Annotated in this window: 25 protein-coding genes, 8 tRNA genes and 1 rRNA gene; 31 read left to right on the top strand and 3 right to left on the bottom strand. The window is 52.4% G+C overall.

Features of this window, described 5'->3' with window-relative positions; all coding sequences use genetic code 11:
• The first annotated feature begins 172 nt into the window (after nt 1-172).
• The 29 genes from rrf to KNP74_RS12890 all read left to right on the top strand — a co-directional run bounded on the left by rrf (nt 173) and on the right by KNP74_RS12890 (nt 21072).
• Nucleotides 173-288 (top strand): 5S ribosomal RNA (gene rrf / locus KNP74_RS13030).
• An 8-nt stretch (nt 289-296) separates the two neighbouring features.
• A tRNA-Asn gene (locus KNP74_RS13025) sits at nt 297-371 on the top strand.
• A gap of 6 nt (nt 372-377) precedes the next feature.
• Nucleotides 378-452: transfer RNA gene (locus tag KNP74_RS13020), tRNA-Glu, on the top strand.
• A gap of 3 nt (nt 453-455) precedes the next feature.
• A tRNA-Val gene (locus tag KNP74_RS13015) sits at nt 456-531 on the top strand.
• A gap of 28 nt (nt 532-559) precedes the next feature.
• Nucleotides 560-632: transfer RNA gene (locus tag KNP74_RS13010), tRNA-Thr, on the top strand.
• A gap of 6 nt (nt 633-638) precedes the next feature.
• Nucleotides 639-722, top strand: a tRNA-Tyr gene (locus KNP74_RS13005).
• A gap of 5 nt (nt 723-727) precedes the next feature.
• Nucleotides 728-803, top strand: a tRNA-Lys gene (locus KNP74_RS13000).
• Between the two features lie 7 nt (nt 804-810).
• Nucleotides 811-885, top strand: a tRNA-Gly gene (locus KNP74_RS12995).
• A 15-nt stretch (nt 886-900) separates the two neighbouring features.
• A tRNA-Ala gene (locus tag KNP74_RS12990) sits at nt 901-976 on the top strand.
• Nucleotides 977-1177: 201 nt separating this feature from the next.
• Nucleotides 1178-2080, top strand: coding sequence for an arginase (gene rocF / locus KNP74_RS12985; RefSeq protein ID WP_214764503.1), 903 nt, complete (start codon nt 1178-1180; stop codon nt 2078-2080).
• Between the two features lie 140 nt (nt 2081-2220).
• The gene (gene sigW, locus KNP74_RS12980; RefSeq protein WP_214764502.1) at nt 2221-2796 is read left to right on the top strand and encodes an RNA polymerase sigma factor SigW; all 576 of its coding nucleotides are present in this window, start codon (nt 2221-2223) and stop codon (nt 2794-2796) included.
• Nucleotides 2793-3428 carry a bactofilin family protein gene (locus KNP74_RS12975; RefSeq protein WP_214709084.1) on the top strand — a complete coding sequence of 212 codons (636 nt, stop codon included), beginning with the start codon at nt 2793-2795 and terminating at the stop codon, nt 3426-3428. Before sigW ends, KNP74_RS12975 begins: the two co-directional genes overlap by 4 nt.
• A 135-nt stretch (nt 3429-3563) precedes the next feature.
• Nucleotides 3564-4424, top strand: a complete 861-nt coding sequence (cdaA, locus tag KNP74_RS12970) for a diadenylate cyclase CdaA (RefSeq protein WP_034779763.1) — start codon at nt 3564-3566, stop codon at nt 4422-4424.
• A complete protein-coding gene (locus tag KNP74_RS12965) occupies nt 4425-5705 on the top strand; it encodes a CdaR family protein (RefSeq protein ID WP_214764500.1) in 1281 nt (426 codons plus the stop codon).
• 35 nt (nt 5706-5740) lie between these two features.
• A complete protein-coding gene (gene glmM, locus KNP74_RS12960; protein WP_214764499.1) occupies nt 5741-7099 on the top strand; it encodes a phosphoglucosamine mutase in 1359 nt (452 codons plus the stop codon).
• Between the two features lie 358 nt (nt 7100-7457).
• A complete protein-coding gene (gene glmS, locus KNP74_RS12955) occupies nt 7458-9254 on the top strand; it encodes a glutamine--fructose-6-phosphate transaminase (isomerizing) (protein WP_034779756.1) in 1797 nt (598 codons plus the stop codon).
• A gap of 217 nt (nt 9255-9471) precedes the next feature.
• Nucleotides 9472-10653: an MFS transporter gene (locus tag KNP74_RS12950; RefSeq protein WP_214764498.1), complete on the top strand. Its 1182-nt coding sequence runs from the start codon at nt 9472-9474 to the stop codon at nt 10651-10653.
• 143 nt (nt 10654-10796) lie between these two features.
• Nucleotides 10797-11357, top strand: coding sequence for a YdhK family protein (locus KNP74_RS12945; RefSeq protein WP_214764497.1), 561 nt, complete (start codon nt 10797-10799; stop codon nt 11355-11357).
• 113 nt (nt 11358-11470) lie between these two features.
• Entirely contained in the window at nt 11471-11950 is a 480-nt protein-coding gene (locus KNP74_RS12940) for a DUF2975 domain-containing protein (protein ID WP_214764496.1), read from the top strand.
• A gap of 10 nt (nt 11951-11960) precedes the next feature.
• Entirely contained in the window at nt 11961-12167 is a 207-nt protein-coding gene (locus tag KNP74_RS12935) for a helix-turn-helix domain-containing protein (protein ID WP_021065857.1), read from the top strand.
• Between the two features lie 96 nt (nt 12168-12263).
• Nucleotides 12264-12950 carry a DUF975 family protein gene (locus KNP74_RS12930; protein ID WP_214764495.1) on the top strand — a complete coding sequence of 229 codons (687 nt, stop codon included), beginning with the start codon at nt 12264-12266 and terminating at the stop codon, nt 12948-12950.
• A gap of 68 nt (nt 12951-13018) precedes the next feature.
• Nucleotides 13019-13951 carry an NAD(P)/FAD-dependent oxidoreductase gene (locus KNP74_RS12925; RefSeq protein WP_251130186.1) on the top strand — a complete coding sequence of 311 codons (933 nt, stop codon included), beginning with the start codon at nt 13019-13021 and terminating at the stop codon, nt 13949-13951.
• Between the two features lie 72 nt (nt 13952-14023).
• Nucleotides 14024-14497, top strand: a complete 474-nt coding sequence (locus tag KNP74_RS12920; protein WP_214711175.1) for a YfbM family protein — start codon at nt 14024-14026, stop codon at nt 14495-14497.
• Nucleotides 14485-14988: a GNAT family N-acetyltransferase gene (locus KNP74_RS12915; protein ID WP_138858578.1), complete on the top strand. Its 504-nt coding sequence runs from the start codon at nt 14485-14487 to the stop codon at nt 14986-14988. The genes KNP74_RS12920 and KNP74_RS12915 overlap by 13 nt, the downstream gene beginning before the upstream one ends.
• Before the next feature lie 85 nt (nt 14989-15073).
• Entirely contained in the window at nt 15074-15517 is a 444-nt protein-coding gene (locus tag KNP74_RS12910) for a MarR family winged helix-turn-helix transcriptional regulator (protein WP_021065862.1), read from the top strand.
• Nucleotides 15518-15520: 3 nt separating this feature from the next.
• On the top strand, nt 15521-18181 hold the full coding sequence (locus KNP74_RS12905) for an MMPL family transporter (protein WP_214764492.1): 2661 nt from the start codon (nt 15521-15523) through the stop codon (nt 18179-18181).
• Nucleotides 18182-18373: 192 nt separating this feature from the next.
• Nucleotides 18374-19786 (top strand): methyl-accepting chemotaxis protein, encoded by a 1413-nt coding sequence (locus KNP74_RS12900; RefSeq protein ID WP_214764491.1) that lies wholly within the window; start codon nt 18374-18376, stop codon nt 19784-19786.
• Nucleotides 19787-19888: 102 nt separating this feature from the next.
• A complete protein-coding gene (locus tag KNP74_RS12895; protein ID WP_214709104.1) occupies nt 19889-20173 on the top strand; it encodes a putative quinol monooxygenase in 285 nt (94 codons plus the stop codon).
• A 14-nt stretch (nt 20174-20187) separates the two neighbouring features.
• On the top strand, nt 20188-21072 hold the full coding sequence (locus KNP74_RS12890; protein WP_034779729.1) for a VOC family protein: 885 nt from the start codon (nt 20188-20190) through the stop codon (nt 21070-21072).
• A gap of 18 nt (nt 21073-21090) precedes the next feature.
• On the opposite strand, the gene KNP74_RS12885 is transcribed toward KNP74_RS12890, so the two are convergent.
• Complete coding sequence (locus tag KNP74_RS12885) at nt 21091-22920, bottom strand: LTA synthase family protein (protein ID WP_214764490.1); 1830 nt, start codon at nt 22918-22920, stop codon at nt 21091-21093.
• Between the two features lie 113 nt (nt 22921-23033).
• On the bottom strand, nt 23034-23432 hold the full coding sequence (locus KNP74_RS12880) for a VOC family protein (protein WP_021065867.1): 399 nt from the start codon (nt 23430-23432) through the stop codon (nt 23034-23036).
• 93 nt (nt 23433-23525) lie between these two features.
• Between KNP74_RS12880 and KNP74_RS12875 the strand changes: the two genes are divergently transcribed.
• Both KNP74_RS12875 and KNP74_RS12870 read left to right on the top strand, forming a co-directional pair.
• Nucleotides 23526-24026 (top strand): YcxB family protein, encoded by a 501-nt coding sequence (locus KNP74_RS12875; RefSeq protein WP_214764489.1) that lies wholly within the window; start codon nt 23526-23528, stop codon nt 24024-24026.
• Nucleotides 24008-24487 (top strand): GNAT family N-acetyltransferase, encoded by a 480-nt coding sequence (locus KNP74_RS12870; protein WP_214764488.1) that lies wholly within the window; start codon nt 24008-24010, stop codon nt 24485-24487. Before KNP74_RS12875 ends, KNP74_RS12870 begins: the two co-directional genes overlap by 19 nt.
• Here the strand turns inward: KNP74_RS12870 and KNP74_RS12865 are convergent.
• Complete coding sequence (locus tag KNP74_RS12865; protein ID WP_214764486.1) at nt 24482-24748, bottom strand: hypothetical protein; 267 nt, start codon at nt 24746-24748, stop codon at nt 24482-24484. The genes KNP74_RS12870 and KNP74_RS12865 overlap by 6 nt on opposite strands.
• Nucleotides 24749-24787 lie beyond the last annotated feature (39 nt).

Raw genomic sequence — 24787 nt, 5'->3', positions numbered from 1 at the left:
GAGGTAGATAGGTCATGGGTGGAAGCACGGCGACGTGTGGAGCTGAATGATACTAATCGGTCGAGGCTTTGATCTAGTCTAATGGTTTGCATGAATTGATGAGTCTTCAGTTTTCAGGGAACAACCCTGAAATGGATTGACACGCCCTCGAGGCGATGTTAATATTCTTTTGTCTGGTGGCGATAGCGAAGCGGCCACACCCGTTCCCATGCCGAACACGGAAGTTAAGCGCTTCAGCGCCGAAAGTAGTTGGGGGTCTCCCCCTGTGAGGATAGGACGTTGCCAGGCAAGATCGTTCCGCAATAGCTCAGTGGTAGAGCAACCGGCTGTTAACCGGTAGGTCGTAGGTTCAAATCCTACTTGCGGAGCCATATTAAGGCCCGTTGGTCAAGCGGTTAAGACACCGCCCTTTCACGGCGGTAACACGGGTTCGAATCCCGTACGGGTCACCATTTGGAGGATTAGCTCAGCTGGGAGAGCACCTGCCTTACAAGCAGGGGGTCGGCGGTTCGATCCCGTCATCCTCCACCATTTAATTTTAACCAATCAAACCATATATGCCGGTGTAGCTCAGTTGGTAGAGCATCTGACTTGTAATCAGAGGGTCGAGGGTTCGAATCCTTTCGCCGGCACTCCTTGGGGGGGTAGCGAAGTGGCTAAACGCGGCGGACTGTAAATCCGCTCCCTCGGGTTCGGCGGTTCGAATCCGCCCCCCCCCACCAGGTTTGAGCCATTAGCTCAGTTGGTAGAGCATCTGACTTTTAATCAGAGGGTCGCAGGTTCGAGCCCTGCATGGCTCACCATGTTTTTGCGGAAGTAGTTCAGTGGTAGAATACGACCTTGCCAAGGTCGGGGTCGCGGGTTCGAATCCCGTCTTCCGCTCCATATTTTTCCCTTTAAGGGGCCTTAGCTCAGCTGGGAGAGCGCCTGCCTTGCACGCAGGAGGTCAGCGGTTCGATCCCGCTAGGCTCCACCATTTGTTTTTTTCTTAAGTTACTTATGACTTAAGTTTTTTTTTGCCTAAATCCATGAACCATTCACTTGAGAGTACAGAGAAAGGCAGCCTGCCACCATTCAGGCTGCCTTTTTGTATGTTTATTCATCATGATGTGAAGTTGAACCACGACTTTGGTAACGTTTACAATGTAGATATTAAACGTTCAAGGGGGAAATGGGGATGAATTGGTCATATATTGAAGTACCGCTTCGCTATGGACAGGGGAAACATGGCGTAGAGCAAGGTCCATCAAAGTTACGCACACTTGGATTGGAGACATTATTACCGGCCTCAACGAAGCGACAGACGATTCGGGTGTTACCTGAATCTGAAATGATCAACAGTGAAGAGCATTTGAAACGCGTAGACGGGGTGTTATACACGGTCCAAGAACTGGCAGAAGTCGTCGATATCGAGATACAGGCGAAACGATTCCCCTTGATCGTTGGGGGCGATCACAGCATGGCAATCGGGACGCTGGCGGGTCTTGCCAAAACAGGACCGTACGGCGTCATCTGGGTCGACGCACATGCTGATTTGAATACGGGAGAAACGTCTCCATCGGGCAATATTCATGGCATGCCGCTTGCTGCGGCGATGGGAATGGGAGATATTCGCTTGACTGAAGTCGGCGGACGTGAACCCAAACTCGCGCCTGAGCACTTGGTCTATATGGCGCTTCGAGACATCGATGAAGGTGAGATTCGAGAAATCAATCGTCTTGGCATTAAAGTCATCACGGTCGAAGAAATTCGGACGCGGGGCGTCGACGTCATGATGGAAGAAGCACTCGCTTATTTGCGCGCACGTGTCGATCGCTTCTATCTCAGTTTCGACATGGACAGCTTGGACGCGAAACTTGTGCCAGGTACCGGGACGCCGGTCGATCAAGGTCTGACGGCCGCGGAAGGAAAAGCGATTTTGGCCGAAGCGATGAAGGCAGACGATCTGATTGCGATTGAGTTGGTTGAATTGAATCCGGCGCTTGACCATGAGGATACGACGGCCCAGTTGGCGTTTGAGTTGTGCGAGACGATTTTGAAATCCAAAGAAAACCTGTTATTGGAAGGTGAAACTGTCTGATGACCTTACAGTTTCCAAGTCCCTTTGCTACAATGGACTTGGAAACTTTTTTTGTTGTTACGATTTTTTTTGAAACCTACATAGAAAACGATTCGTATAGAAAGATGACCGCATAGGTTGCGGAGAGGGGAAGTGGATTGATGGAACGGCTGACCACCCGTTTAGTAGACGAATTGAGGTCGGGGAATCATGATTCGTTTGCTGAGCTGGTAGAACTGTACAAGGATGGTGTCTTTGCTGTCGCTTATAAGATATTATATGATCGTGGCGAAGCGGAAGACGCAGCCCAGGAGACGTTCATTCGGGCGTATACCCGGATTGATACGTACGATCCTCAGTACAAGTTCAAGACGTGGCTCTATCGCATTGCGACGAATGTCGCAATCGATCGTCTCAGAAAACGAAAGCCGGAGTATTCGATGGATGCCGAGATTGCTGGCACCGACGGCTTGACCTATCAGGACCATTTGGCTGATGAAGCACCCCAACCCGATGCCCAAGTCGTTCATCGCGAAATTCGAGGCGAGATGCATGAAGCGATCAAGCAGTTGCCCGATAAGTATCGGATCCCGCTCCTGCTGAAGTACGTGGATGATTTATCGCTCAAAGAAATTAGCGTCATGATCGATATGCCGGTCGCTACGGTTAAAACAAGGATCTTCCGGGGAAGAGAAATGTTAAAGACATTCTTTCAAAACAGGGAGGGGTTCAATTGACTCCTGAAGAAAAAGTACAACAATATTTGGAAGATGGCATCCTGCCCGAAGAATCTGACGAACTACGTCACTTGTTGGAGGACGACGACTTATATGAAGCGTACCTTCAATACGAACGAATAGATGCCGAACTGAAGGCCTTACCACGGCCGAAACTATCCGATGATTTTACAGCCCGTGTGATGGCATCTCTACCTGACGCGAAAGCACGGGTCGATGTCACACCGGTGACTCGATTTGAAGAAAAAGTCCAGACGAAACGCAAACCACCATCCAAATGGATGACGTGGTTCCGTAAGCATCCAGGACTGATGGCGGCCGCCTTATTCTTCAGTTTGATGTCGAGCGCGACGCTCGGCCTATGGAACGAATCGACAGAGACGATGACGTACACGAAAGTGCCGGGCATCGTTGTCACGTCAAACGAGGTCGTCATCCCGGAAGGCGTTACCGTCGAGCGGGATATCACGGTCCAAGGCGGGGACCTTCGAATTGAAGGGACCGTCAATGGGAACGCGACGGCTGTAAATGGTCGGGCTTATCTGGCTAGCGCTGGAGAAGTCACGGGAGAACTTGAGCAGATCGATCGGATGTTTGAGTGGATGTGGTATTCGTTCAAACAAATCTTCTAACGGAGACGCCGGAGACGGCGTCTTTTTGTGTTCGTTTCAATCTGGTTTCGTTTTATTGTCTAGCGATGCGCGGTTTCGGAAATGTGATATAATGTAATTTGCACGAATTGGCTAGGTAGTTGAGGAGGGGAGCATTTGCCGCTACTTGAACAGGTATCATTCTTATCATTTTTTAGTCTTTCAGAGAACGTACATTGGTACGATTATTTGAATGACGTTTTAGATATTGTCGTCGTCACGTATGTCATCTATAAATTGATGATGATTGTACGTGGGACAAAAGCGGTCCAATTGATTAAAGGGATTTCCATCATCCTTGTCAGCTGGTTCCTCAGTGGGTTCTTTGGGTTGAAGACGTTACAGTTCTTATTGAATCAAATCATCACATATGGACTACTTGGGATCATTATCATCTTCCAACCAGAACTCAGAAGAGGACTCGAGCATTTAGGACGAACAAGTAATTTGTTCGGCCGAACGAGCACGAGCGATGAGGATAAGCAACGTCAAATGATCGAAGCGATCGTCAGTTCGGCGCAATACATGTCAAAACGTCGCATCGGCGCATTGATTGCGATTGAACGCGATACGGGCTTGAATGAGTACGTCGAGACCGGGATTCGCATGGATTCGCACATCACATCACAACTGATTATCAACCTGTTCATTCCGAACACTCCGCTGCATGACGGGGCGATGATTATCCAGGACGGGAAAATTGCGGCCGCGGCTTGTTATTTGCCGTTGTCCGAGAGCCCGCACATCGATAAAGCGTTAGGGACACGACACCGGGCCGCCATCGGGGTCAGTGAAGTGACTGATAGCGTGACCCTCACCGTCTCTGAAGAAACAGGCGCCGTGTCACTCGCGATTGCCGGTCGTCTGTATCGAGAGTTGGATGAGGAGGCACTTCGCAGTAAGTTGATCCAAGAACTCGTTATTGAAGAAAAAGAGACGACGCTCTCGTTCTTTAATAAAAAAGGGGGGGACAAGTAAGTGATTGATCAGTGGTTACAACATAAATGGTTTCTCCGCATCATCGCACTTGCTTTAGCCATCCTGCTTTATTTCATGGTCGCCGAAACGAGTTCGTCGACCAACTCCACGAATGCCCTCCCGATCGTCGGACAAAGTTCGATGACGCTCGACGTTCCCGTCGAAGTGTTCTTCGATGAGGTGCAGTACGTGGCATATAACGTTCCAGAAGAAATGAACGTTGAACTTCAAGGACCATCTAGCAGTTTAACGATGACGAAATTGGTGAAAGATTATCAAGTCTTCGTCGATTTAACGAATCTCGGGACCGGCTTCCACCGTGTTCCGGTTGAGGCACGCGGCTTTGGCGGAGACGTCAACGTCAAGCTCGAACGGGATACAGTAGAAATTTACATCGACCGTAAACAGACAATTGAAGTTCCCGTATCGGTCAACCTTTTGAACAAAGAGCAGTTGCCAGAAGGGAAAGTGGTTGGTGACGCCGATATTGAACCGGCAACGGTGAAAGTCTCGGGCGGTGCCAGTCGGATTCAAAACGTCAAAGAGATCACGTTGAACGTCGATGTCGCCAACCAAAGTCAAACGTTCACGCGAGAATTGACGCCGACGATTTTAGATGCGAACGGCAATCCGCTCAACGTGACTGTTGAACCGAACATCATCAGTGTGTCGGTCCCGGTCTACGAACAAAGTGCCGTCTTCCCGATCGAAGCAGTCACGACTGGTGAAGTGGCCGACGATTACAGACTTGTCGATACGTTGCTTGAAGAGACGGAAGTCCGTGTCTTTGCGCCACAAGACGTGCTCGATGCGATCGACATCGTGGAGACGGAGCCGATTGATTTAGACGGCATCGACAAGACCGGGAAAGTGACCGCCAATCTCGCTTTGCCAGAAGGCGCTTCATCCCTTGCGACAAAGCAAGTGGAAGTCCAATTGCTCGTCCGGGCTGCAGATGAGACGCGAGACGACACAGGCGAATTGACGGAACGGGTTCGCTTGACGGTCCCTGTGACCGTGCGGGGGTATGACCGGACCAACTTTACGCTCCAAGCTCCTGAAGTGATTGGAGTGACGTTGTCCGGGAAGCGATCCCTGTTGGAAAACATCACGTCGAACAGCGTGAGTGTGACCTTGGATTTGACAGGTCTCCCGAGCGGACTGCATGGGGTCGACGTCGATTATGAAGTACCAAAAGGTGTGACCGTCGTCTCACCGAAAACGATCGACATTGAGTTGACGAGTGTCGATGAACAAACCGAAACGTCCTCGATTCAATGAGGCGTTCAATCATACAAAAGTGAGGAATTGAATTCATGGGTAAATATTTTGGAACTGATGGAGTCCGCGGTGTCGCGAACTCAGAATTGACAGCAGAATTAGCATATCGTTTAGGTCGTGCGGGCGGCTACGTGTTATCGAAACACTTGCCAGCCGGCGAACAGCCAAAAGTTTTGATTGGCCGTGACACACGCATTTCAGGCCACATGCTTGAAGGTGCACTCATCGCGGGTCTCCTCTCAATCGGAGCCGAAGTGATGCGTCTCGGCGTCATCTCGACGCCAGGTGTCGCTTATTTGACGAAGTCGCTTGATGCAACAGCCGGTGTCATGATCTCGGCATCGCACAACCCGGTCGCGGATAACGGCATCAAGTTCTTTGGTAGCGACGGCTTTAAGCTCGATGACGCGACAGAAGCGGAAATCGAAGCGATTTTGGATGCGGCGGAAGACACGTTGCCACGCCCGGTCGGGAAAGACCTCGGCTTTGTCTCGGATTACTATGAAGGTGCACAGAAGTACCTTCAAATGTTGAAACAGACGGTCGAAGAAGATTTCGACGGTCTCCATATTGCCCTTGACTGCGCCCATGGTGCGACGAGCGGATTGGCAGCACGTCTGTTTGCTGACCTCGAGGCGAACGTCTCGACGATCGGAAACTCGCCGAACGGCTTGAACATCAACGAAGGTGTCGGCTCGACACACCCTGAGCACTTGGCACAGTTCGTTCGTGAAAAAGGAGCGGACATGGGTCTCGCCTTTGACGGCGACGGCGACCGCTTGATTGCGATCGATGAGAACGGTGATATCGTCGACGGCGATAAAATCATGTACATCTGCGGGAAGTACTTGAGCGAGAAAGGCCGTCTCAAAGACAACACGATTGTCGCGACGGTCATGAGTAACCTCGGCTTCCATAAAGCGGTTGAAGAGGCTGGTATGACGGCGCTTCAGACGGCGGTCGGTGACCGTTATGTCGTCGAAGAGATGAAGAAACACAACTACACACTCGGTGGCGAGCAGTCGGGTCACCTTATCTTCCTCGACCACTCGACGACGGGAGACGGCATGCTCTCTGGCGTTCAACTCGCCCAAATCGTGAAGACGACAGGCCGCAAGCTGTCAGAACTCGCGGCTGAGATGCCGGTCTACCCACAAAAACTCGTCAACATCCGTGTCACGGACAAAAACGAGGCGATGAACGGCGACCGCGTGCTCGCGACGATTCAAGAAGCGGAAACGGAAATGAACGGCAACGGCCGCATCCTCGTCCGCGCCTCTGGTACGGAGCCGCTCGTACGCGTCATGGCGGAAGCACCGACTTCGGAAGAATGTGACCGTTATGTCGAACGAATCGCACAAGTTGTCCGCGAAGATTACGGTGTAGAAGGATAATTCTGTCGAAATAGGGAATAAAACAAGGGAATCCGTCCTCGGGTTCCCTTTTTGTTTCCGTTTTGTCACTGTGAAATTATGTGATTTTCTTGACGAATGGAGGTGTGATTTGTACTATTAAGAGCGTGACCTTAGAAACGGAAGGACACCCAGTACGAAACAAGCGCCAGAACTCTTCGGAGTTGACGAGGTTGGAGGTTATCGAGTTTTCGGCGGATGCCTCCTAGTCGCCTGTCACGACTACAAGCAAACCCTCAAAACGCCCGGGCGACCGGACGGCCAAAGGGGAGCGCGTTGACAGCTCTTAGAAAAAGCCCGTTTCCTTTTTCGAGAAATCGAATATAGAGGAGATTTTTGTATGTGTGGAATTGTAGGAATGATTGGGAATACCGGAGCGAAGGAAATCCTTCTCAAAGGTCTTGAAAAACTCGAGTACCGCGGTTACGACTCGGCAGGTCTTGCTTTGATGCATGATAACGTGAACGTGCATAAAGAAGTCGGCCGGATTGCTGCGCTACGCGAAGTCGTCCCAGCAGAAGTAGATGGCACGATTGGAATCGGCCACACACGATGGGCAACACACGGGGTGCCGAGTGTGCCGAACGCCCACCCGCACCAGAGCACGACGGGCCGCTTCACGCTCGTCCACAACGGTGTCATCGAGAACGACGAACAGATCAAGGCGACACTCGACGTGCCGTTCCTCTCGGAGACGGACACGGAAGTCATCGTCCAGTTGATGGAGAAGAACTTCGTCGAACTCGGCGACGTCGAGGCGGCGTTCCGCAAGACGTTGTCTGAGCTCCACGGCTCGTACGCGATCGCGATGATCGACTCGGAAGATAAAGAGCGCCTCTATATCGGCAAGAACAAGTCACCGCTCCTCGTCGGACTCGGCGACGGCACGTTCAACGTCGTGGCGTCTGACGCGATGGCGATGCTCCAAGTGACGGACCAGTACCTCGAGCTCCACGACGGCGAGATTGTCATCTTGACGCGCGAATCGGCGACGATCAAGACACTCGACGGCGAAGTCCTCGAACGTGCCCCGTATACGGCCGAGATCGATGCGTCAGACATCGAGAAAGGCACGTACGCGCACTACATGTTGAAAGAGATGGACGAGCAACCAGCCGTCATCCGCAACATCATCCAGCACTACCAGAACGACGCCGGTGACATCGAGCTCACGGAAGGCGTGCGCTCGCTCGTCTCAGAAGCGGACCGCATCTATATCGTCGCCTGTGGTACGAGCTACCACGCTGGTCTCGTCGGCAAGCAATTGATCGAGCGCGTCGCAGGTGTGCCGACAGAAGTGCACGTCGCTTCAGAATTCGGTTACAACATGCCGCTCCTCACGGAGAAGCCGTTGTTCCTCTTCATCTCACAATCAGGTGAGACAGCGGACAGCCGGGCCGTCCTCGTCGAAGTGAAGAAGCGCGGCTACAAGGCGCTCACACTCACGAACGTTGCCGGTTCGACGCTCTCACGTGAAGCGAACGAAACGATGCTCCTCCACGCCGGCCCGGAGATCGCGGTCGCATCGACGAAAGCATACACGGCCCAAATCGCCGTGCTCGCCATCCTCGCCTACGACATCGCTCGTGCGAACGGCAAGAAGCTTCCGTTTGACCTCATGACAGAGCTCGCGCGTGTCGCGACGATCATGGACTCGGTCATGGCTCAAAAAGAAATCTTTGAGCAATTGGCAGACAAGTTCTTGAAAGAGTCACGCAACGCGTTCTTCCTCGGTCGCGGCATGGACTCATACGTCGGTCTCGAAGGTGCCCTCAAGCTCAAAGAGATCTCGTATATCCAAGCAGAAGGCTACCCAGGTGGTGAGCTCAAGCACGGACCGATCGCCTTGATTGAAGATGGCACACCGGTCATCACGCTCGTCTCGCAACCGAACACGCACCTCAACATCCGTGGAAACATCAAGGAAGTTGTCGCCCGTGGCGCCGTTGCCTGCACGATCTCGATGGAAGGCATGGAACACGAGAGTGATTCATTCGTCTTGCCGCGTGTCGAGCCACTGCTCACGCCGCTCGTGACGGTATTACCGCTTCAACTCATCTCGTATTACGCGGCTCTTGCGCGTGATTGCGATGTCGACAAGCCACGTAACTTGGCGAAATCAGTCACAGTCGAATAAACGGTAGGCCAAGATCTTTCGGGATCTTGGCTTTTTTTGTTGTGATTTACGTCATGCGAACCGGCTTGTATACTGAAGGTATAACGACTAAGGAGAGAACGCCATGCGAATCCAACTAGTTAACACATTCATCCTGCCGGAGGACGTGCGTTCATAAGTTGGCCACCTCCTCCGATGATTCACTGTATCGGAACAAACTATCGGAGGAACCATACAATTGAAGATTCAACAGCTTTACTATGCGGTCACGAGTTCGCGCTCGCTCATCATACAGATGGTGTTCACGTTGAACGCCATCTATTATATGACGACCGCCGAGTTGAATGCGTTACAACTCGTCTTGATTGGAACGATTTTAGAAGTATCGATTTTACTATTCGAGTTGCCCACCGGTCTCGTCGCCGATTTATATGGGCGGAAGCGGTCAATGGTCATCGGCATCGGTTTGATTGGATTGGCCCATTTGCTAGAAGGGGGCATCCCTGAATTTTGGGCCATCGCGGTCGCGTCAGCGCTATGGGGTATCGGCTGGACGTTCATCAGCGGGGCCGAACAGGCATGGATTGCCGATGAGATGGGGAATGACGGGTTAGAACAAGTGTTTTTGCGAGGCGCTCAATATAGTTCGCTCGGCCGCTTCGTCGGAATTGGGCTTGCCGTGCTCCTCGCCGAAGTCACGTCCGTCCAAACGACAATCGTGCTCGCCGGTGGGATGTTGGTCATGCTCGCGATCATCGCATGGCGCGTCTTGCCAGAGACGCGGTTCGAACCGATCACGCGGGCCGATACCTCGAACCTCGTGCAAGCAAAACGGACGGTTCGGGACGGATACACCCATATCCGTGGCAATTCGATTCTCGTCGGCTTGGCTGCCATCACGCTCGTCTGGGGTCTCGCTAGTGAAGGATTCGACCGGTTATGGGGCGCGCATTTGATTGAGACGTTCCAGTTGTCGGAACAGGCGGCCGTGTATTGGTTCGGCTTGTTCTATGCCGTCGCGTTTCTATTCAACATGCTGGTGTTGAAAGGTGTCGAGCTATACGTCAAAGGACGCTATGCGACGACCTTGTTTTGGTTCAACGTGTTGCTCATCGTTGCGATGCTTGCTTTCGCTTGGGTCGGACAGTTTTGGGTGGCCGTGTTGCTGTATTGGACGATTGCGGCACTGCGCAACGTGCACTACCCGCTTATGAGCGTCATGACGAACGAGCGGCTCCCGTCGAAAGGCCGGGCGACGATTTTGTCGATGTTCGGTCAGGTCGACGCGTTCGGTCAAGTCGCCGGGGGACCGTTGATTGGACTGCTCGCCCTGTACACGTCGATTCAAGGAGGGCTCGGGGCAGCGGCGCTCTTGCTCCTCCCGATGTTGGTTTTCTTGAGAAAAATCAAGCACCATTGAGGCAAAGACCGTCCCGTGATTCGTTCGAGGGCGGTCTTTTTATGTGTCAAACTGCTAACAAATCATCGTATCGGTCTCAAAAACGTCTCATCACCTTAGCAGCAGGGTAACGTATACACATAAAGACGTAAGGGAGAGATTCGATGAGACAGAAAAAATGGATGACGGGTTTGAGCGCGATGTTGCTCGTGACGACTTTGGCAGCTTGTGGGGATGCCGAGGAAGAACAGACGAGCGATTCGACAGAAGAACATTCGGACCATTCGATGATGGACCATTCGGGATCAGGAGAGGTGCCGAGCGGGTTAAGTGAAGCGACAGATCCGACGTTCCCGGTCGGGTCGACCGCGATGATGACGGCCGACCATATGCCGGGCATGGATGGCACCGAGGCGACAATCGTCGGTGCATATGACACGACCGTCTATTCGGTTTCTTATACCCCGACGGATGGGGGTGACCCGGTCGAAGATCATAAGTGGGTAATCCATGAAGAACTCGACAATCCAGGTGAGGCACCGTTAGAAGAAGGGACCGAAGCCACTCTGGCCACGGACCACATGGACGGGATGGACGGCGCCGAGGCGACGATTGATTCGGCCGAACAGACGACGGTGTATATGGTCGACTTCACCACAAACGACGGGGAAGACGTCACGAACCATAAATGGGTCACAGAGGATGAACTCGAAGCCATGAACTAAGGATGAACCTCAGAGAAATCTGAGGTTTTTATTTATTTACGATGATTATTTATTGATAAACGATAAAAGTGAGGTTATGATGAAGCTATCAAACGAAGTGAGGTGGCTTCATCATGAAACGAGAGACGGTTTTTTTACGGCTGGCCGTATTCGTTCTGGCTGTCCCGATTGTGGCGGCCTGCTTGTTTTTGCTTCCGTACATTTGGCGCGAGGCGGTCGAGAGCGGGAGTTGGATTGAGGACTCGATTCGCCCGATTGTGATTGGCATGTACGTATCGGCCATCCCGTTCTTCCTTGCGCTGTTCCAAGCGTTCATGTTGCTCCGGTTGATCGACCGCGATGAAGGGTTCTCGTATCGGGCTGTCCAATCACTCCGCACAATCAAGTATTGTGCGTTGACGATCACGGCCGTTTATATCGGGACGCTCCCGTTCTTCTACTGGTTCGCCGAGCGAGATGATGCGCCTGGGTTCCTTCTCATCGGGCTCGTCTTTGTGTTTGCCGCGTTCGTCGTCGCCGTATTCGCGGAACTGTTACAGAAACTATTGAAGCGTGCCATCGACATGAAGCAAGAAAATGATTTGACGGTCTAAGGTGAGATAGATGGCGATTATTGTAAATCTTGACGTAATGTTGGCGAAACGAAAGATGAGTGTGACCGAGCTGTCTGAAAAAGTCGGTATCACAATGGCAAACTTGTCGATCTTAAAGACGGGCAAAGCGAAAGCGATTCGTTTCTCGACGCTCGAAGCAATCTGTCAGGCGCTCGACTGTCAGCCGGGCGACATTTTAGAATATCGGGAAGAGTGATGGACAGGGCGAGCGCCCTGTTTTTTTGTGGAGTTTGAAACATTTTCCATCACGTTGCGTATAAGACAGGAAAGACGAACGAAAAGGGGAAACAAGATGATTCAGACATGGAATGAACGGGCGCACAAAGCGTTAAAAGGAAAGGCAGGGCTATTACTCATCTGGTCGTTCGCCTGCTCTGTGATGTTAGAATTGGGGTTGATGGCAGACCCGACTTATTACGGTTTGACGGTGGAGTCACTGCCGCTGACCGTGCTCAGTTTAGGTGGCATCTTAGTTTATATCGCCCTTTATCCGGTTAACGTCGGATACAGCTGGCTCATCTTAAAGACGGTACGAGATCAGCCGATTCGCTGGAGTGATGTGTTCGACCCGTTTCGTCACCGTTATGGAAAACATTTGCTCGCAACAATTCTCGTCATATTGTTCCAAGTACTATGGACATTGTTGCTAGTCGTACCAGGAATCATAAAGTATTTCTCGTATGCGTTCACATACTTCATCTTACGCGACGAACCAGAACTGTCTGCTACAGAGGCAATCACAAAATCGAGAACGATGATGCGCGGACGAAAGTGGGATGCGTTCAAACTCATTTTGCCATTCGTTCCGATGTATCTAGTCGGTTTGACTTTTTATATACAACTCGACTTGGTCATCCTCGGGTCATGGATTTTCCTTGTCGCACTAGCACTCATCCGCCCGTTCATCGTCAGCCGTTTCGCCGTCATGTATGAAGACGCGCGTATCGAGTATGACGAGCAGTGGGATCGCTCGGCGTGAAGCGCATCGGTTCCGGCGTATGAGTCCTCGGCCATGATACAATCTTCCTGACAGAAGGGGGAATGGACATGAACATCGGTATTATTGGTGCCGGACTGAGCGGGATTGTCGCAGCACGCGACCTCGTGCGTCACGGCCATACAGTTGAATTGATTGAGAAGAGTCGGAGCGTCGGGGGACGCTTGGCGACGAGGCGGATCGGAGACGGCAAAGCCGATCACGGAGCTGTCTATTTCACCGTACGAGGGGAAGAACTCAAACAAGATGTCGCCGACTGGCAGACGAGAGGGTGGGTGAACGTCTGGTACGCTGACCCGTATCCGCGCTACGTCGCCGTCGATGGGATGAACGCCTTGGCCAAACGGTTGGCCGACGGGTTGACCGTCCATTTGAACGAGCGGGTCGAGACGGTCACGACCCGAGATGGTCAGGTCAGTGTCAAGACGGATGTGACGACGCGACAGTATGACCGTCTCCTCATCACGTCGCCGCTCCCGCAGACGCTCGACTTGCTCGCAGATTTTCCGGTCGATGCGGCGTTACGTGAATTGACGTACGCCCCGACGTTTGTCGGTTTGTTCGAATTGGCAAGCGATACTCCCATCGGTCCGGACGGGATTCTCGATACAGACTTGGCGCCGGGTATCTTGAAAGTCATCAACAACCGCCAAAAAGGCATCTCGGCGACCGAACTCGTCAGCGTCTATATGGACGAGTCGTGGAGCGAGGAGTGGTATGAACGAGCGGACGAAGACACGCTTCGTGAGATTGAGCGCCTGTTGCAAACGGTGACAGGGTCGGCGGTGATTCAATCGAGGCAGTTGAAACGGTGGCGCTATGCGCAGGCGACCGACGTCTGGAACGAGCCTTACCATCGATTGCGTGACGAGCCGATTTTCTTGGCCGGTGACGTCTTCCTCGAGCCGGATGACACTTCAGGCCGGACTCGGTTCGAGAGCGCGTACGTCTCAGGACTCCGTGTCGCGGAAGCGATGCGTTAAACCTTCTTCGGAAGGTTTTTTTCATGACCGTGCCGAATAGTCAGACATATGAATTGGAGAGGGGAATCAGACATGGGGATGGTTGGCGCATACATGCGGGTATCGGTCGAAGAGTTGACAGCACTGCTTCAAGAGCCGGAGCGTTTCGAGCGACTGTTAGAAGATAAGGAACGACAGACCGATATCGATAAGGCGTGGCACGGTCTTTACTTTTTATTGACCGGGGCGACCGATTTGAACGAGATCGACCGTCATTCGCTCGGGAAGGCAGTCTTCGGAGGGGATGTCATCGACGAAGAGACGGGCATCGCCTATTTGATGCCGGGAGAAGTCGAGGACTTGTCGACCCGACTTCAATACATCGAGCTGGAGGCGCTAGAAGCGCGCTACGACGTCGCGACGATGAATGAGCAGGAACTGTACCCATTTGAACGGGAGTGGGGACTCGAGGAAAAACAGTACTTATTGGACCAGTTCGATGAGTTGAAACGTGTCTTCGCCCAGGCGTCGAGACAGCGGGAGGCGCTCGTCACATGGATCGGGTAAGCGTAAAGGCGTTACGTCTTCAAGATGAGGCGTTGCTGTATGAGTTCGAGTGCGAGAATCGCACGTATTTCGAGCGTTCGGTTACGAGCCGAGGCGACACCTACTATGAGCCGGAATCATTCCATCAGGCGTTGCAGCAACTATTGAGCGAGCAGGCGGACGTGGACGGATGCTATTACTTGATGTGGTGCGACGATACAATCGTCGGGCGTCGGGACGTCCATCACACCGATGCCGACACTGGTGAGGTCGGTTACCGGGTCGGGGCGGAGCATGGGGGACGCGGGTATGCCACGGCGGCCCTGCGCCAATTGCTGACGTTCAAGTTGCCTGGATTCAAAGGATTGAGAGCTGAGACGACAAGCGACAACGTGGCGTCCCAACACGTATTAAGGGGTGCCGGTTTTATCCGTGACGGCGAGGTACGACAGATAGAATGGGGAGGACGAACGCTGACGTTTAATACGTATGTATATCCACTCGACCGGTGAAGGAACGACTTCATCGGTCGTTTTAGTTGACGGTTGATAGTTTAGGACATAAACTATCTTTATCTAGTTTAGGGGGTAAACCAAAATGAAAGAATTGATGCGGGAGGCCGTCCAGTTGTTCGAAGAGGTCATGTTCCAAGGTGCGGAGCATGTCATCGAGGCGATGGACGGTGACGTCTGGCATGACTATTCGCGGGAACAACTGCAGCTACTCAAACTGCTCGAACAGTTCGGTCCGATTCAAGCCGGCCAGTTGGCCCAAAAACAAGGAGTTCATAAGAGCGCCGTCTCCAACCGGTTAAAAAAGCTCGTCGACAAAGAGCTCGTCGTCAGTCGACGCGGGCATGACCAGCGCGAGCGGTTGATCGAGTTGACGGAAGCCGGACATCGCATCGTCGAAGAAGCGGATGCGGCCGTCTACCGTTACGTTGAATCGTTGCTCGACGGAAACATCGAAGAGACAGAAATCGAACAGTTCGTCCGGACGTTCCGGAAAATTAAACAGCTGCTTCGAATTGGGGAGGAATAACACGTGCATAAAATCATCCAATGGCGCTGGGGCATCTTAATCGGTCTCATCGTCTTGACGGCCGCCTTGTTTGTGGTGGCGCCGAACTTGACGAAGCAGGCCGAACAAGCCGGCAGCTTCCAATTATCCGAGGACATGGACTCGCAGCGGGCGCAGGACATCTTGAACGCCGCCGGAAAGAGCGATAAGACGATCTCGCTCGTCTATGAGTTCGAAACGCTCGGTGATGCCGAACGGGCCGATATTTCCCGGGTCATCGGCGAGATGAAACAAAACGACACGGTCGTCAAAGACGTACTCGACCCGTTTGAAAATGAAGAGACGGAAGCACAGCTCGTCTCGGAGGACGGCCGCATCGTGCTCGTCCCAATCACGGTCGAAGGGTCGATGGAAGACATCAACGCCTTCGCGGACGACGTGCGGGCAAACATTCTCCCGGAAGACGAGACGGTCTACATCACAGGTGAAGAAATCATCAACAACGATGTGAACTTGAGTGCGCAGGAAGGCTTGAAGAAGACGGAAATCATCACGGTCGTCCTCATTTTCGGACTGCTCCTGCTCGTGTTCCGTTCAATCGTGACGCCGTTCATCCCGCTCATCGCGGTCGGATTCACGTATTTATTGAGCCAATCGTTCGTCGCATTCTTCGTCGATTGGTTTGGCTTCCCGGTCTCGAACTACACGCAGATTTTCCTCGTGGCCATCTTGTTCGGGATTGGAACCGACTATTGTATTTTGCTGCTCAGCCGGTATAAAGAAGAGCTCGGCGCGGGCCACGCGATTGAAGATGCCATCGTCAACACGTACAAGACAGCAGGGCGGACAGTCCTCATCAGCGGTCTTGCCGTGTTCGTCGGCTTTGCGGCCATCGGTTTCGCCGATTTTCCAATCTTCAAATCAGCCGTCGCCGTCGCGGTCGGGATTGCCGTGCTCTTGCTCATTCTCTTCACGGTCGTGCCGTTCTTTATGGCGACGCTCAAGCATCGTTTGTTCTGGCCATCGAAGAAGGCGGGCGAACATCACGACAGCCGTCTCTGGGAAGGATTCAGCCGTCTGTCGGTCAATCGACCGTTCGTTTCGATTCTCGTCGTCGCGTTGATCACGGTACCGGTGTTGTTCACGTATGACGATGCCCGGTCGTTCAATACGGTCGATGAGATCGGTGACGATTATGATTCCGTACGTGGGCTCAACTTGATTTCAGAAGGATTCGGGCAAGGAGAGTCGCTCCCGGTCCAGGTCATTCTAAAACAAGATGGCGCGTTGTCTGAAACAGATATTCCGTATATCGAGAAATTCTCGAATGAACTTGAAAAAATCGATGGTGTAAGCGGCGTTCGTTCCGTGACGCGGCCGACGGGTGACGTCATTGATGACTTTTATGTGGATACCCAGCTCGAACAAGTAAGTGCAGGATTGACGGAGGCCGAGACGGGTCTCGGCGACGTCCAAGAAGGACTCGCGCAAGTCGAGTCTGGGCTTGAAGCAATCGTCACTCAACTTCCTGCTGGTTCAGCGAACGCTGGAGCTCCGCTCGCAGAAGCGGCAGCGGGACTTGGTCAATTGAACGCGCAACTTGGATTGATTGGGCAAGGGTTGACGACTTCGCAAAATATTCCTGCGACCGTGGCGGGACTTGGGCAAGTTTCTGCTGGTCTCGGTCAAATTGAAGCAGGTATCAATGAGGCAGCTACGGCGTTAACGGCACAAGGCGCCCAAGTCGGTGAACTCGGAACGGGTCTCGGACAACTCGCTGCTGGTGTCGGTGAAGCGAACGCAGGGCTCGCTCAAATCGAGACAGGTATCAATGAAGCGGCAACATTCCTATCAGACCTCAGTAGCTCGGACAGCCTGCGCGATACGGGCGTCTATCTACCGGAAGGGACGCTCACGTCAGAGGAGTTCGCTCCAGCTGTCGAGCGCTACGTGTTTGACGACGGGACGGCGACACAGCTCGAAGTCATCCTCGAAATGGACCCATATTCGCCGGAAGCGATTGACACGGTCGAGACCGTGAAAGCGACGATGGACCGGGTCGTCACCGAGACGCCGTTCGCGGAGGCAACGATTGGGTATGCCGGTATCTCGAGCATTAACAGCGACTTGAATGAGACGTCGACGAACGACTTCAATCGGACCGTCGCGATCATGCTCGTGACGCTCTTTATCGTCTTGACGGTGTTGTTCCGCTCGATGATCATGCCGCTCTACATGATCGGGTCGCTCTTATTGACGTATTATACGTCAGCAGCCATCACAGAGCTCATCTTTGTCGAAGGACTCGGCTATGACGGCATCAGTTGGGCTGTTCCGTTCTTCGGATTCGTCATGTTGATCGCCCTCGGTATCGACTACTCGATCTTCCTACTCGATCGGTTCCGCGAGGAGTCGATCAACGGGATGACAGTACGCGATGCCCTCATTCACTCGATGACGAAGATGGGGACGGTCATCATGACCGCCGCTGTCATCCTCGCCGGGACATTCGGGGCGATGATTCCGTCTGGGGTACTCAGTCTCGTGCAGATTGCGACGATTGTTATCACCGGACTGTTGTTATACGGATTGATTGTGTTGCCACTGCTCATCCCAGCGATCACCGTATCGTTCGGGGACGGGGTATGGTGGCCGTTTAAACAAAAAAGTAAAGATAGAGACTAAATTTTGCGATGGACAGCACAACAATTGTTGTGCTGTTTTTATTTGTTGAGTCAATGTCAGCGAAATGGAGAAAGACGGACTTGAGATTAATAAAAATACGCCGAAATATAATATAGATCTTTATTCTATTGAAAGTAGGTAACAATTATGGTGAATCATTTTGAAAAAATGAGTTCGTTGTTTGTATCGCGCATGGTGATTATTTTATTTTTCCTCTCTTATCCGATCATGGGTGTTTTGTATTGGATGGGGGAGCTCGCGGGGCAAGGCGTAGTCAATTTTATTCTGATAGGTGGTGTCATTCAAGCCGCATCATGGCTGGGCCATCGCTTCTATGTGGAACATACTTGGTTGAAGTATGGGCTCGTCACGTTGATGTACATTGCAGCTTCAGCAATTATCTTGACGCTGCCAGGTACTGCGATTCAAAATATCGTCTTTCTGTATATCGTATTGATGTTGATGTACTTGAATCGGCATCTTGTGCTGTACGGCAGCATTCTCGCGTTTATCGTATCGGTCGGAGCTGTATTGATTGGGCGCTTTTCATTTGAAACGCCGCTCGATCTCGTCATTTGGTTCACTGTGCTCACAATGGCTTTGTCTGGCGCATACTTTGTGTCATTCTTTGGTGCGAAGTTGTTACATGAAACGTTCATGCAACAAGAAAAGTCAGAACAACACGCTAGCGAAATCGAGCTAACGATGGCGAAGACGACAGCGAGTGCGACCACACTTCATGGGGCCGTCTTCACGATGAATGATTCAGTCGACTCTGTCACAAATGCTTCGGAGCAAGTTACAGAACAAATCGGTTTGATGACGAAACGGACGTCGGAACAAGCAGGTCTGATTCAAAACGTCGCTTCGCAAATTCGTTCAACTGTACAGGCGTTTGAGCGGATGCAACAACAGCTCCAGGAGACGACGTCTCAAGTGAGTGGGGTCTTGCAGGACGCTCATGTATCGCATGAAAATATGGACTCGACAGAACGGTCGCTCGCTGAACTGAACTTAAGTATCAGTGAAGTCAATCATGCGTTTAAAGGATTGGCGGAGCGTTTCCAAGAAGTGCGGACCATCACGGGTACGATCCAGCAGATTTCGTCTCAGACGAACCTGCTGTCGCTCAACGCTTCAATTGAAGCAGCGCGAGCGGGGGAACACGGAAAAGGATTTGCAGTCGTCGCGTCTGAAATTCGGAATCTATCGGCTCAAACGGCCCAAGCCTCATCTCAAATCAATGATATTATCCAACTCGTCATGCAGGAGGTGCAAGTGACGGAACGTGCAATCGATGGTAGTACAGAACGTTTATCGACGCAGGAAGAACAAGTACGTAAGAGCGGAACATCGATTCTCTCCATGATCCAAACGACAGGAACGGTCGCAAGCACCGTGGATGAGACGTCGACACAGCTCCAAGTCGTCGCATCAGAACTGAACAAAGTTCACCAAGTGACTTCCCAAATGTCGGCACTAATGACAGCGCTCGAAGTGAACAGTCAAGACGTTCATGTGCTGACGATGTCACAGCAAGAAGCGTTAGCTTCGTTGAAAGATCAAATTGAAGAACTGAACGAGATTGCGAACGAACTCGTCTAAACGATGGACACGCCTTTACAAATAGGCGTGTCCATTTGCGTATACATCTCTTCCAAAACGGGAACAGTTTTGCGTCAGTCCTAAAATGAGGAGGAATCGCATATGGCAATTACAATCACCGCTATCTTGAAGGCACATCCGGGGAAAGAAGAGGCGTTGCGGCAAGCGCTCGATGAGGTCATCCCCCCGTCGAGACAAGAGGAAGGATGTTTGACGTATGTGCTCCATGAGTCGATCGATGCACCAGGTACGTTTGTGTTTTATGAGCAATATGAAGACGAGACGGCGCTCGACCATCACATCAACTCACCACATTATCAAGCATACCGAAAGGCAGCCGAGACGCTGCTCGCCGTCCGTGATGTGTATCGTCTGCGTGAAGTCTGAAAGGAGTCAATCCGATGATTACCCAATCGATTATCCCGTGCATTTGGTTTGAAGGTGACGTCGAGGCGATTGCGGAGTGGTACGTGTCGAAGTTTCCGGATTCATTCGTCGACTATACGACGAAACTGACGGATACACCTTCCGGGGAGACGACGGTTGTGACCGTCTCGCTGGCAGGACAGTTCTTTCAACTGCTCGGGGCGGGTCCGTTGAAGGAACGCAACCCGTCCATCTCGTATATGGTTGCGTTCCCGACGTCGGAAGAAGTAGAGACGCTATGGAACGAGCTTGTGGAGGGGGCAGAGGTGCTCATGCCGCTCGATACGTATGACTTCAGCGAGCGCTACGGCTGGTTAAAAGACAAACACGGTGTCTCTTGGCAAATCATGCATAGCGGCGGGATGGACATCCAGACGGTGACCCCATGCTTTTTGTTCGTCGGGGACGTCTTCGGGCGCGCTGAGGCGGCCATGAACGACTGGATTTCCATCTTCCCGGATTCGTACGTGCTGGAAGACCATCTGATTCGTTACGAGGCGACAGACGGACCGGAGTTGGAAGGGAAGCTCAATTACGCCCGCTTCGTCTTGTCCGGACGCGAGTTCGTCACCATGGACAGCGCGGAAAATCATCAATTCGCCTTCAACGAGATGCAGTCGCTGATCGCGTTTTGTGAGACACAAGCCGAGATTGATGACTACTGGGCCAAACTGTCGGCCGTCCCGGAAGCGGAACAGTGCGGCTGGCTCCAAGATCGTTATGGCGTCTCCTGGCAAATCGTGCCGTGGGAGATGGAAGAGATGCTGACGACCGGAACAAAGGAACAATTGGCACGAGTGACCGAGGCGTTCTTGCCGATGAAGAAAATCGACGTCAAGGCGTTACGAAACGTCTACTGACAAAACAAGCCGTCCCGATTAGTTCGGGACGGCTTGTTTGTCGTGTTGTGTGAAGTCGGACAGGGCGTCTTTCTCAATCATTGTATCGGATAAGCGAAGCTGTTCGGCGGCCTCGTCAATATACGGCTCACATGCTTGAAGCGGCAAGTCATCACCGGTCTCGACCGAATAACACATGCCGCTGCCAACCGGCTCCGTCAAATCCGGGACGAAATAGAGGTCGTCGTAGCGGAAGGAGCCGTTCCGGAACACGGTCAAATTCGGCTCATCGTCGAGGAGCGAGCGTCCGAGCATATACGTCGGTGTCATCCCGAGCAAATCGAGGATGGTCGGGGCCAGGTCGACTTGCCCGCCGCTCGCCTGCACCGTCTGACCTCGTTCGAGCCCGGCCGGTTTGATGAATAACGGGACGGAGCGGTCAAGCTGGAACAACTCGACCGTGGAGTCGGCATCTGCTTTTACGGCCATCTCGTCACCGGCAGCGGTCAATCCGCTGTCGTGGTCACCATAAAAGACGACGAGGGTGTTGTCCCACTTCTCGTCTGCTTTCAATTGTTCGACCATAAGACCGACGGCGGCATCGCTGTAGTGGACTGTGTGGTAATAGTCCTCGAGGAGCGAGTCGTCGTACCCCGACAAATCCAATCGTTTCTCCTCGTCCGGAATCTCATATGGCGTATGGCTCGTCAACGCGACCATGAAGGAATAAAACGGCTCGTCCAACGTGTCCAAATGGTCGACTGACGTCGTCAGGAACTCCTTGTCACCGACCGCCATCCCGATGACAGGCTTCGTCGGATAATCGTCTTGATGGAAGAAATGGTTGTAGCCGATTTGCTCATAAAAGTTGGCGCGGTTCCAAAACTCCTTGTCGAATGCATGCATCGCGGCCGTGTCATAACCAGCGCGCCGTAATTGCTCCGGCAAGGCGTCGAACGTGTTCGTGGCGTATTGCGTATACACCGACCCCGATTGGACGGGATAGAGCGAGGCGTTGACGGTAAATTCCGCATCGGACGTCCGGCCCTCGTGCGTCTGATGATAAAAATTCGGGAAGTACAGCATCTCGTCGCGAAGCGCATTCAAATTCGGGGTCAGTTCTTGACCGTTGACGGTCTGGCCGATCACGGACGTTTGGAACGACTCGAGCTGAACGATGATGACGTTCGTGTCGGCTGTAGCCTCGACCGGTTCGGTCGCCAACGCTTCGATTTGGCCGCGCTCCCGTTCCGTCAGGTCGTCACCGAGGTTCAACGCGTCGCGAAGGCCACGGAACGTATCGAGCCCGTGATAGCCCCAAAATCCGAACTGATAATACTCACGCATATTCGAAATCGGGGTCTTGCGATGGTCTGCCTCGGCGTAATGAACGGCGGTTGGAACGGTAAAGACGATGAGGCCGATCAGAAAGCCGGAAGCTGCCAAACGGCGACCGAGGCGTTTCGATTCCGTGATGGGGTGTCGCTTCATATAGACGAGGATAGCCGCGTAGACGAGCAAATCCGTGAACAAGATGAAGTCGGGTGCTTGAATCAATGTCAAAAATCCGCCCCCGACGTCTCCCATCTGGCCGATATCAGACAGTAGGGCGACCGACAGCAAGTTGCCGAAATAGCGGTAATACCAGACGTCCGAGATGAGTAGCGTGCTGTGCAGAAACAGCGACGCGAACAAAATCCAGCGACGTGTCTGTGGTTTTACGAGTAGCGCCCAACTCGTCATCATCAAGATGGTCGCGAGGTTGATGAATAGAAAAGGTAGGTCGAACGCGCTCGCGGTCAACAGGCTGAAGAGGAACAGCTTGGCGAGGGAGAGCGATAAGTAACTCCAATAATCGAGATATTTCATGAAAGGCCTCCAAACGGTACGGACAAAGTGTGTTCTCTGTCATGTACCTGTTCGAAGACGGCGAAAAACATGAGGGTGTGCGATTTTGGCAATAAAAAAAGCGAGGCAGCGCCTCACTTGATGACAAACGTGTCCCGGAGCTCGATAATCGTGCCTTCTGGAGCTTTTAATTTACTCAAATGACCGTCAACGACGAAGTAGATGTTCCCGCCGTGCTTTGGTAGGAACGTCACGCCAAGTGATTCTAGCCGTCTTACTTCCGCTTCGAGGTCATCGACATAAAGCGCGAAGTGGACCGGGCCGGCCACGTGCTTCGAATAAGGCGACAACGTCTCGTCGACTTTTGCCGTTTGAAGCTCGATATAAAAGTCACCGAGTTTGAGCCAGCTGTTGAACGCTCGGGTGTGGAAGTCGGGTGACTCTTGGACGAGCTCGAAGCCGAGCGCCTCATAGAATCGTTTGGACGCCTCGTAATCGGGCGTTTGGATGCAGAGATGGTGGATTTGTTTCATGATGTCACTCCTTTCTTTTAGTTTATCCAATCAACGTTCTGAACGGAACTTTTCTTCACGTGAGACGTATAGGACACCGAGGAGGGAATGATGATGAAAATCCAATACGAATTGACAGAAGACGACTATATCCGGTTCAACTTGAGCCATATTAAACGTTCGAAGACAGGAAAGCGGATGATTCTCCTGCAGCGAATCATCGGACCACTTATCTTTTTAGGCGCTGCTTTCGTGCTGGCGACGTGGCTCCAAGAGACGGACTGGTGGCTATATGGCATATACGGGGTCGCGAGTATTCTTTGGTTCCTGTATTATCCGAAATACTTTGAACGGCATGTCCGGAAGCAGACGCGGCGTCTCATCGACGAACGCAGCAACGAAGGCATGATTGGTCCCCACACGATGGATTTGGAGGAGACTGGTCTGCGCGATTTAAATGAGTTCGGCGAGACGCGTGTGTCATGGGCAGGAATCAAGGAAGTCGTCGAGGAGGACGATTATGTGTATCTATACAACTCCTCGGTCAGCGCCTTTATCTTGCCGAAGCGCGGACTGGACATGGAAGAGGTGCGCCGATGGCTGCCGATACGCTGACGATTCAACTTGTCGATGACACGAATCGGGAGGCTGTTGTCGCCTTGGCCGTCGCTTCTGACCAAGCTCGCTTTATCGAAACGAACGCCGAATCGCTCCGCGAGATGGAAACCGATGTCAAATATGCGTGGCAGTGCTATGCACTTTGTCGCGATGATCATCCCGTCGGCTTCATGATGATTGGGGCCGAGAACAAGGTGGAGCGTTACATCTGGCTCGATCGATTTATGATCGATGTGACAGAGCAAGGGAAAGGAATCGGGTCACGCTTTTTACAGTTGGCACTCGTGTGGATTCAAGAGCGATTCGATGTGGATGACCTCATCCTCAGTCTCCATCCGACGAACGAACCGGCGAAACGATTTTATGCGAAGGGTGGATTTGTCGACAGCGGCTTGATTGATGAGGCAAACGGGGAAGAGATTTGGGTGTATCACGTCAAACAGGGACAGCCGTCATAAGTCGGCCGTCCCTGTTTTCGTCGTCGTTGAGCCTTGAACAGCGTTGCCCGCTTTGAAAAAGAGGAAGATGGCAGCCACTCCGAAAATCGAGATGAACACGTTTTGAAGCAACACATCGACGAACATCGGCTCGCTGGAAAACGTGCCTGTCGCAATCTGAGCATTCCAGCGGGTGAACGTGGCGATGCGTTCGAGCGTGTACAAGAGACCGGACATGAACAGGCAAGCGGTGGCCGCCAATAATAGCGTCAATCGATTCAAGAAATGACCTCCCAGTATGTGTTATCCTGATTTTACCAT

It is taken from the genome of Exiguobacterium sp. s141 (assembly GCF_018618085.1).
Lineage (GTDB): Bacteria > Bacillota > Bacilli > Exiguobacteriales > Exiguobacteriaceae > Exiguobacterium > Exiguobacterium mexicanum_A.
Note: the sequence above shows the minus strand (reverse complement) of the source record. Positions and strands in the feature narration are given on the sequence as shown.